General features: G+C 64.5%; 10 protein-coding genes and 1 pseudogene. 5 read left to right on the top strand and 6 right to left on the bottom strand.

Features of this window, described 5'->3' with window-relative positions:
• Positions 1–100: 100 nt before the first annotated feature.
• Entirely contained in the window at positions 101–316 is a 216-nt protein-coding gene (locus QZ281_RS17430) for a hypothetical protein (RefSeq protein ID WP_292230658.1), read from the bottom strand.
• A gap of 92 nt (positions 317–408) precedes the next feature.
• On the opposite strand from QZ281_RS17430, the pseudogene QZ281_RS17425 reads away from it, so the two are divergent.
• From QZ281_RS17425 to QZ281_RS17410, 4 genes and pseudogenes are all read left to right on the top strand, one after another.
• Positions 409–1,416, top strand: a pseudogene (locus QZ281_RS17425) (SEC-C metal-binding domain-containing protein); the annotation flags it as partial.
• Positions 1,417–1,470: 54 nt separating this feature from the next.
• Complete coding sequence (locus QZ281_RS17420) at positions 1,471–1,752, top strand: hypothetical protein (protein ID WP_292230657.1); 282 nt, start codon at positions 1,471–1,473, stop codon at positions 1,750–1,752.
• Positions 1,749–2,045, top strand: coding sequence for a type II toxin-antitoxin system RelE/ParE family toxin (locus QZ281_RS17415; RefSeq protein WP_292230654.1), 297 nt, complete (start codon positions 1,749–1,751; stop codon positions 2,043–2,045). Before QZ281_RS17420 ends, QZ281_RS17415 begins: the two co-directional genes overlap by 4 nt.
• Positions 2,042–3,202 carry an aminotransferase class V-fold PLP-dependent enzyme gene (locus tag QZ281_RS17410; protein WP_292230651.1) on the top strand — a complete coding sequence of 387 codons (1,161 nt, stop codon included), beginning with the start codon at positions 2,042–2,044 and terminating at the stop codon, positions 3,200–3,202. Before QZ281_RS17415 ends, QZ281_RS17410 begins: the two co-directional genes overlap by 4 nt.
• On the opposite strand, the gene QZ281_RS17405 is transcribed toward QZ281_RS17410, so the two are convergent.
• Both QZ281_RS17405 and obgE read right to left on the bottom strand, forming a co-directional pair.
• Complete coding sequence (locus QZ281_RS17405; protein ID WP_292230648.1) at positions 3,199–4,221, bottom strand: hypothetical protein; 1,023 nt, start codon at positions 4,219–4,221, stop codon at positions 3,199–3,201. The two genes, QZ281_RS17410 and QZ281_RS17405, sit on opposite strands and share 4 nt — an antisense overlap.
• Before the next feature lie 97 nt (positions 4,222–4,318).
• Complete coding sequence (obgE, locus tag QZ281_RS17400; protein ID WP_292230645.1) at positions 4,319–5,365, bottom strand: GTPase ObgE; 1,047 nt, start codon at positions 5,363–5,365, stop codon at positions 4,319–4,321.
• Between the two features lie 87 nt (positions 5,366–5,452).
• Here obgE and QZ281_RS17395 point away from each other — a divergent pair, with 87 nt between their 5' ends.
• Entirely contained in the window at positions 5,453–6,268 is an 816-nt protein-coding gene (locus QZ281_RS17395; RefSeq protein ID WP_292230642.1) for a hypothetical protein, read from the top strand.
• A gap of 2 nt (positions 6,269–6,270) precedes the next feature.
• Here QZ281_RS17395 and QZ281_RS17390 read toward each other — a convergent pair whose 3' ends face one another.
• The 3 genes from QZ281_RS17390 to QZ281_RS17380 all read right to left on the bottom strand — a co-directional run bounded on the left by QZ281_RS17390 (position 6,271) and on the right by QZ281_RS17380 (position 8,336).
• Entirely contained in the window at positions 6,271–6,594 is a 324-nt protein-coding gene (locus QZ281_RS17390; RefSeq protein WP_292230639.1) for an energy transducer TonB, read from the bottom strand.
• Between the two features lie 66 nt (positions 6,595–6,660).
• Positions 6,661–8,115: an NAD-dependent succinate-semialdehyde dehydrogenase gene (locus QZ281_RS17385; protein WP_292230637.1), complete on the bottom strand. Its 1,455-nt coding sequence runs from the start codon at positions 8,113–8,115 to the stop codon at positions 6,661–6,663.
• A gap of 89 nt (positions 8,116–8,204) precedes the next feature.
• The gene (locus tag QZ281_RS17380) at positions 8,205–8,336 is read right to left on the bottom strand and encodes an entericidin EcnA/B family protein (RefSeq protein ID WP_292230684.1); all 132 of its coding nucleotides are present in this window, start codon (positions 8,334–8,336) and stop codon (positions 8,205–8,207) included.
• Positions 8,337–8,340 lie beyond the last annotated feature (4 nt).

Raw genomic sequence — 8,340 nt, 5'->3', positions numbered from 1 at the left:
CATGTGAAGTGTGGTGAGGGTGAGGGGTGGTGGTGGTGGTATCAGATCTACATCTCTTCATGTGCTACATTCATACTCTAGAGTACCTTTTAAACAGACATTAAAGCTCTACAGTGCACCCTTCTACGTCTTCTCCACCGTCGTCCTCTACCCACCACGCCATCGTCATTTCTCTTTCTTGCCCTTGCCCTTCCTCTTCTTCTTCTTCACATTGGCTTGGACTTTCAACCTGCCTGCTTTGACCGCTAAATCGGCCATCAATTTGACCAGACAAATCAATTGGACCAGTAGGATGAATATAAAGGGTGCCGTCCATATCACAGAGGCAAAAGTCCCACGTCGGTCAAAATAGTCTTGGGTGGAAAACAATTGATAATTTTTATGGGCCCAGGCATTGAGTGGGGAGGCACCGGCCGTCAGGGCGACCCCGGCACCTCGAAATTCTATCTGTCCTGCGAAGACGATCTGCTGCGCATCTTCGCCGGTGATCGTCTGGACTCGATCATGAAGACCTTCGGCGTGGCGCCGGGCGAGGCCATCACCCACCCGTGGCTGAACCGCGCCATCGAGACCGCCCAGAAGCGCGTCGAGACCCGCAACTACGACATCCGCAAGAACCTGCTGAAGTACGACGACGTCGTAAACGACCAGCGCAAGGCCGTGTTCGAGCAACGTCAGGAGTTCATGGACTCCGAGGACCTGTCGGAACTGGTCGGCGATTTCCGCCGCGACGTGGTCTCCGATCTGGTCGAACGCTACATGCCGCCCAAGGCCTACGCCGAGCAGTGGGACATCGACGCTCTGGACGAACAGGTCCGTTCGACCCTGGGTCTGGAACTGCCGCTGCATGACTGGGCCGCTGAGGAAGGCGTGTCGAACGAGGAGATTGAAGAACGGCTTCTGGCCGCCTCGGACGCGCGCGCCGCCGAACGTCTGGAACAGATCGGCGCCGACCAGACCCGCGGTCTGGAAAAGCAGTTCATGCTGCAGATGATCGACATGCAGTGGCGCGAGCACCTGGTCCATCTGGACCACCTGCGCGGCGTCATCGGCCTGCGCGGCTATGGCCAGCGCGACCCGCTGAACGAATACAAGACCGAGGCCTTCAACCTGTTCGAAAGCCTGCTCTACAACCTGCGCCACAACGTCACGCGCTGGCTGATGACGGTCGAGTTCCGCTTCCAGGCCCCGCCTGAAATGCCCGAGTTCCAGGAAATCCACCTGAACCCCGGCACCGGCGAAAACGAGATGCTGAACCCGCAGGCGCAAAACCCTGAGGGCACGCTGATCGGCGATGAACGTTCGCGCCTGCCCATCGACGCCCTGCCTGCCGGGTGGGAAGTCACGGGCCGCAACGCTCCCTGCCCCTGTGGCTCGGGCCGCAAGTTCAAACACTGCCACGGGGCTCTCGTTTAAGCAGGGCTTGCGTCTATCAGGCCTCTGGACGATTCTGATCGAAAGGAGGCCTTGATGGGCAAACTGGAACGGATCACTGCGGATGTTCCCGTAGAGATGGTGAAAGGCATGCGCGCCGCCATTGATGCCGGCGCCTATGCTTCCACCGATGCACTGGTCCTTGACGCGCTCGCTAACTGGCTCGAAGGCGCGCGTCCGGGCGAAATGACTCAGGATGATCTTCGGGCCGCCATTGCGCAGGGCGCTGAAGGTGACGGCGTGGATGCCGATACCTTCTTCGATCAACTCGATCAGGAAATCGACGACCTGAACGGTTCCTCGGGCAAGGTGGAATGAAGGTCAGTCTGTCGCCTGCCAGCCAGCGGGACTTGAGACAGATCATTCTCTACATCGCGCGCGACAACCCGGTGCGGGCGCGCTCATTCGGCCGTGAACTGCGCCAACGCTGTCATGAAGTCGGCGACGGACCGGAACTCTATCCTCTCGCACAAAACCTGGGCGAGGGTGTTCGCTTCATACGACACGGCGTCTATCTGATCTTTTATGTGGTCGAACCTGAGCAGGTTCGCATCCGGCGTGTTCTACATGGCGCGCGGTTCATTGATGCAGACATGGTTCGACCCGTATGACGCACAAGCCCCTCTTCTCCCGCGCCCTGTCGCTGGCTCCTGAGCGGCTGCATTTCGCTGCACACAGTCATCACCTCTGGCCCGACGTCAGTTTCGACGCCCAGCAGCAGGCGTGGATCGACGCCAACATCCATGCCGACAACAAGTGGGACCTGCTGTTCGGCGAGGTGATCCCGCAGGCTCAGGGACACGTCGCAGCGGAACTGGGGCTGCCGTCGTCAGACAGTCTGGTGTTCTCGTCCAACACCCACGACTTCCTGCTGCGGCTGTTCTCGGGTTTCGAGAAGAAGCCGGTCCGTATTCTGGCGACGGACGGCGAGTTCCACTCCTTCCGACGACAGTCTGAACGCTGGCAGGAGGCGGGCGAGGCGGTGGTCACCCGCATTCCGCTGGCCCCCTTCGACACCTTTGCAGAGCGGTTCGTCGCCGCCGCGCGCGAGGGCCAGCATGACTGGATCATGGTCAGCCAGGTTTTCTTCCGCACCGGCGGCCTGTTCGACGGGATCGAGGCGCTAGCCGATCTGGCGCGACCCGAGGGGCCGTGGGTGCTGATCGACGGCTATCACGGCTTCATGGCGACCCCGACCGACCTGTCGAAGGTTGCCGACCGCATCTTCTATGTGGCGGGCGGCTATAAGTACGCCATGGCGGGCGAGGGAGCCTGTTTCCTGCACGCCCCGCCCGGTTTTGCGCCGCGCCCAGTCAACACTGGCTGGTTTGCCGAGTTCGGCGACCTGTCCGGCCCGCCCGGTGGTGTTCAGTACCGCAGCGACGGCGGCCGCTTCTGGGGCGCCACCTTCGATTGTTCCGCTCTTTACCGGTTCAACGCCGTGCGTCGGATGCTGGCGGACCAGGGCCTGACGACCGCCGATGTCGCCGCCCACGCCCGTGCGCTGGCCCAGCGGTTCCAGACCGCCATACAGGCCGGCCAGGCCGGTGCGTTGGATCAGGCTGAGATCCTCAATCCGGTCCTCGCCGATGCGCCCCGCGCCCGTTTTCTGGCTCTGCGTCATGCCGACGCCAAGACCTGGCAGGCGCGTCTGCTGCAGGCCGATATCGTGACCGATGTGCGCGATGACGTGATCCGCTTCGGCTTCAGCCTCTATCAGGACGATGCGGACGTGGACCGGCTGATCGCCGCCTGCCGCACCCTTTAATAGAAGGTCGTATCGTCCTGCTTTCGGGCCTGCGGGGCGTTGCGGTTTGTCGCAGGGGCGCGGGGACGGGGTTGTGAGGGCGCCGCCTGTTGAGCCGGAGTCGCCGGACGGGTCTGCGGCCTTGCCTGTTGAGGCTGCGGCGCCGGTGCGCGGGGCGCGGGCTGGACAAATGGTCCGGGCAGGGGCTCGGGCTGGGCCAGCGGATAGGGGGCATAGGGTTCTGAGGGCGCAGCAGCGACCGGCGGCGGGGGCGACAGGTTCGGATAGGGCAGGGCGCCGTCGTCGGCAGGGGCGGCGGGCGCTGTCGGCGCGATCCGCGTCGTCGTGTCGTCAGGCGGCGCAATCGCATCTTCATCCCGCGTCTGGCCCACCCGGTCGGGGGCGTTCAGGTCGTCGCGGATAAAGGCCCAGGCCCGGCTGTCGGCGCAGCCGCAGGCTTTCAGGAAGCCCTGTTTGTCGCGCCACAGGATCAGCGGATAGGTCACCCGCACGCCTGCCTGTTTCAGCAACAGGCTCAACTGCTCATCGAACTGCCGACTGGCCTCCACGACGCCGGACCGGGCCAGATTGCCGTCCGCCTGGGGGATGCCTGCCGCCGTCCAACTGCGCGACGGAGTCGCCATCCAGCGTTGGTGCAGCGTCCGGTCGCGGCTCAGCCACAGTTCGGCGACCGTGGCCCGTTCCGCCGCCGTGGACTGGGCCAAACCCTCACGGTCGGCGCGGGCGAAGAGGATGTAGCGGACCTCGACCCCCGCCGCGCGCAGCTTGGCGGCCTCCTCGCGCTCATAACGTTGGGCCGAGGCGCTGTCGCGATAGCTGATGATATAGACGGGCTGGCCGCCGCCCCCGTCCGACACCCATGAGGCCTCGTCCAGCAGCCGCTGAATCTGCGCCTGATTGCGGTTGATCGTCACCGGCTGAAAGCGCGCATAGAAATGCCAGTAGGCCCAATAGGCGCCGCCCGCGAGCAACAGCCCCATCAGGGCGGCGGCGGCTGATCCTATGAAAAAGCGACGCATCAGGGCCGAACGCTCCAGCTTCACCTCGGGTGCCGCCAAGCCATAGCATTGAAAACCGCCGCCTGCTCAAGCGGGCGGCGGTTTCAGGGTTCAGTGATCAGGGCTGCCAGCCGGTGACCTGTCCGGCTTCGCTTTCTTCGGCCAGGGCGCCGCGCGTCTTCTTCACCTCAGCCCAGGCGGCGCGAAGCAGTTCCGGCACGCCTTCGCCCGACACGCCGGACACCAGCATGGGGCGACGACCGGCGACGGCCTCCAATTCGGCGGCCTTCTCCTCGCGCACTTCCGGTGTCAGGGCGTCGATCTTGTTCAGGGCCAGAATCTCGGCCTTGTCGCCCAGACCTTCGCCGTAGGCTTCCAGTTCGCCGCGAATGATATGATAGGCGGCGACCACGTCATCCTGGGTGCCGTCGATCAGGTGGATCAGGCTGGCCGACCGTTCGACGTGGCCCAGGAAGCGGGTGCCCAGACCGGCCCCCTCGCTGGCCCCTTCGATCAGGCCGGGGATGTCGGCGATGACAAACCGCTCGGACGGCGACAGGTCCACCATGCCCAGATTTGGCGTCAGGGTGGTGAACGGATAGTCGGCGACCTTGGGCCGTGCGGCGCTGGCGGCGGACAGGAAGGTCGACTTGCCCGCATTGGGCAGACCCGCCAGACCGATGTCGGCGATCAGCTTCAGACGCAGCCAGATCCAGCGCTCCTGGCCTTCCTGGCCCGGATTGGCGTGGGTGGGCGCCTGATTGATCGGCCCCTTGAAGCGCACATTGCCCCAACCGCCGTTGCCGCCCTTCAGCAGCATCTCGATCTTGCCGGCCTGATCCAGGTCCAGCAACACGGTCTCCTTGTCCTCGTCTAGCACCTGGGTGCCGACCGGGACTTTCAGGTGAATGTCGTCACCCTTGCCGCCGTGCATCTGGCGACCCTGGCCGTGGTGACCGGTCTGCGCCTTGAAATGCTGCTGGTAGCGGTAGTCGATCAGGGTGTTCAGCCCCTCCACCGCCTCGATCCAGACGTCGCCGCCCTTGCCGCCGTCGCCGCCGTCGGGGCCGCCGTTGGGAATGAATTTCTCGCGTCGGAACGACACGGAGCCCGCGCCGCCATTGCCGGAACGGATGTAGATTTTTGCCTGGTCGAGGAACTTCATCGCGGGCTTATGCCAAAAGACCGAGGCGAGGGCGAGGCGTAGCGTAATTCACAGGTCATTAAGCGGTGCGGCCCAGACTCTTCGCCCATGAACGTCTCGTCCGCCAGTTCGATGGTCAACCTCCTGGCCGAAGGCCGCGCTCAGCGCGAAAAGGCCGCTCAGGAGCGGGCCGAGACCAAGTTGCGCGACGCCCAGTCGGCGGTGGCGACATTGAAGCAATTGAACTCGGCTGCTTCCAGTCAGGCGTCCGAACAGCGCAAGGCCGCCGCCAAACAGCGCGTCGATCAGCTCAAGGCGCGGCTGCAGATGTTGAAAATGAGCGGATCGGTCGATCCCAAGGTGCTGGCCCAACTGGCGCGCGAACTGAAGGCGGCGGTCAAGAGCTATGCCGGAGAAGGCGGTTCGGCAGCTGGTCTGGGTGGGGCGTCTGTTTCGGCTTCGGCTGCACCGACGGATGGCGCCTCTGCTCAGGCGCCGGGAGCGGACGGCGAGGTGAGTGCGGACCCTGATGCGGCCCAGAGTGCTGAACACAACGCCGCACAGGCCGATGTTGCGGCCAGTGGCGATGACCGGGCGGGCAAGGACGGCAAGGAGGCCGCTGCAAACCCGGCGGACCCGCGCGGCGAGACCAACCCTTACAGGCGCATGGCGCAGGAGGCCGAGGTCAAGTTCGCAGAGGCCGCCCGACGCGGCGCTGCGACCCAGGCCGACCGCGACTTCCTGACCGAAGCCCGCAGTCTGGCCAATCAGATCAAGAGCCTGGCCAAGTCAGCGGCATCCAAGACCGACCCCGCCAGACAGCGGGACGGCGCAGAGGCCGAAAAGGCGGCCGTCGAGGCGCTGAAACAGGTTGAGGACGCGGGCAAGGACCTGGGCGCCTCAGGCGTCTCGATTACAATCTAGGATCAAGGCCTGGGTGAGTTTCTCGTCTGCTGCAGGCTGAAGTTGGCGCGAATATCGAATTCGCCCTCCTGATCTGGCTGTGGTCTGGCCAGCATGATGGCGCGTATGGCCTCTCGGCCAAATCCCATGTCGGACGGCGTCTCCTTTAGAATGACGCAGTTGCGTTGATCAGGTCGGTAGCTGCAGCGCACGATGACTTCGCCAGCGACGCCATGTTCCACGGCGCGCGCCGGATATTCGAAGCGGGGCGGGGTCGTCCAGCGCGGCGCAGGCAGGGACCCGGCTGGAGCGGCCTGAACGATTAGGGCAAGCGACAGGGCGATCATCTGTTTAATCCATAGTTCCTAGCGTGATCCGGTCGTCTATGCGGACTTCAGCGTAGTCAAACCTATCTATTTCAGCGCCAGCGTCACGGTCTTGATGTCCACATATTCGTCGATGCCGTGGATCGAGCCTTCGCGGCCATAGCCGGATTGCTTGACCCCGCCGAACGGGGCGACGGCGGTAGAGATCAGGCCGGTATTGACCCCACACATCCCCGCCTCGATCCGGCGCGAGAACCGCATGGCCCGGTCCAGATCACGGGTGAACAGATACGACGCCAGACCGTAGTCGCTGGCGTTGGCCTTCTCCAGCGCCTCGTCTTCTGTGTCGAAGGCGAAGACGGGGATCATGGGGCCAAAGGTTTCTTCTTCGCGGAACAGGGTGTCGTCGCCGCCCAGGGTCACGGTCGGCTGGAAGAAGCGCCCGCCCAGCTCATGACGTGATCCGCCGGTCAGCACCTTGCCGCCGTCTGCCTTGACCGCCGCGACGTGTTTCTCGACCTTGGCGATGGCCTTGTCCTCGATCAGCGGGCCGACTTTCACGCCCTCGTCAAAGGCGTTCCCGACCTTGATCTTGGCCACTTCGGCGGCCAGTTTTTCGGCATAGGTCTCGGCGACTGAACGTTCGACATAGATGCGGTTGGGGCAGACGCAGGTCTGGCCCGAGTTCCTGAACTTGCCCTTGATGGTTTCGGCGACCGCCAGATCCAGATCGGCATCGGCGAAGACGATCAGGGGCGCGGCGCCGCCCAGCTCCATCGACACCCGCTTCAGCGTCGGTGCGCATTGCTCGGCCAGTTTGCGGCCAACGCCGGTCGAGCCGGTGAAGCTCAGCTTGCGGATCAGGGGGCTGTCGGTCAGCACCTTGCCGATGGTGGCCGCATCGCCCGTGATGATGGACAGCGCCCCCTTCGGCAGGCCCGCCTGATAGGCCAGTTCGGCCAGGGCGATGGCGGTGAAGGGCGTCTGGCTGGCGGGCTTGACCACGGCGGTGCAGCCCGCGGCGAATGCCGGTCCCAGCTTCCTCGTCAGCATGGCGGCGGGGAAGTTCCAGGGCGTGATCAGGGCGCACGGCCCGACCGCCTCGCGATAGGTCAACAGCAGATGGCCCAGAGGGCTGTCCTGCGTCTCGCCGATCAGCCTCTCGGCCTGTCCTGCAAACCATTTGATGAAGCCGTTGGCGTAGGCGGCCTCGCCCTTGGCCTCTTCGAACGGTTTGCCGTTCTCCAGCGCCATCAGGGCGCCCAGCCCCTCGATGTTGTCGTCGATCAGTCCGGCCCAGTCGCGCAGGAAGGCGGCGCGCTTGTGCGGATCAGACCGCGACCAGTCCTGAAAGGCGTCGGCGGCGGCCTGAATGGCGGCCTTTGTCTCCGTCACGCCCAGATCGGGGACGTAGCCGATGATCTCGCCGGTCGCCGGATCGTCCACGGCGATGCCCGCACCATTGGCGGGGATGGGCTTTCCGGCGATCAGGGCGTGCTGTTTCAGCAGGGCGAGGCCGGCGTTGCGGGCGGTCTGGTTCACAGCGATCTCCTGAGGCGGTCTTGAAACGAACAAGGCCCCGACGAAGCGGGGCCTTGCAAGCGTCTTTGGCGCGGCATGGCCGCTTCGGATTAGTTCTTGGCGTCCTGGGCGGCGCCGGTGACGGCGTGACCAGCGGCGGCGGTGTCGCGGCCCACGCCTTCAACCGTATTGCAGGCTGCGGTGGTCAGAGCGGCGGCGGCCAAGGTGGTGGCTATGACCAAGGCG

It is taken from the genome of Brevundimonas sp. (genome assembly GCF_018608325.1).
Taxonomy (GTDB): domain Bacteria; phylum Pseudomonadota; class Alphaproteobacteria; order Caulobacterales; family Caulobacteraceae; genus Brevundimonas.
The sequence above is the reverse complement of the archived record's forward strand: the minus strand, read 5'-3'. Positions and strand labels throughout refer to the sequence as shown.

Coding starts and splice junctions, on each gene's coding strand:
- QZ281_RS17430 (WP_292230658.1), bottom strand. CDS start 316: ATGGACGGCACCCTTTATATTCATCCTACTGGTCCAATTGATTTGTCT.
- QZ281_RS17420 (WP_292230657.1), top strand. CDS start 1,471: ATGGGCAAACTGGAACGGATCACTGCGGATGTTCCCGTAGAGATGGTG.
- QZ281_RS17415 (WP_292230654.1), top strand. CDS start 1,749: ATGAAGGTCAGTCTGTCGCCTGCCAGCCAGCGGGACTTGAGACAGATC.
- QZ281_RS17410 (WP_292230651.1), top strand. CDS start 2,042: ATGACGCACAAGCCCCTCTTCTCCCGCGCCCTGTCGCTGGCTCCTGAG.
- QZ281_RS17405 (WP_292230648.1), bottom strand. CDS start 4,221: ATGCGTCGCTTTTTCATAGGATCAGCCGCCGCCGCCCTGATGGGGCTG.
- obgE (WP_292230645.1), bottom strand. CDS start 5,365: ATGAAGTTCCTCGACCAGGCAAAAATCTACATCCGTTCCGGCAATGGC.
- QZ281_RS17395 (WP_292230642.1), top strand. CDS start 5,453: ATGAACGTCTCGTCCGCCAGTTCGATGGTCAACCTCCTGGCCGAAGGC.
- QZ281_RS17390 (WP_292230639.1), bottom strand. CDS start 6,594: ATGATCGCCCTGTCGCTTGCCCTAATCGTTCAGGCCGCTCCAGCCGGG.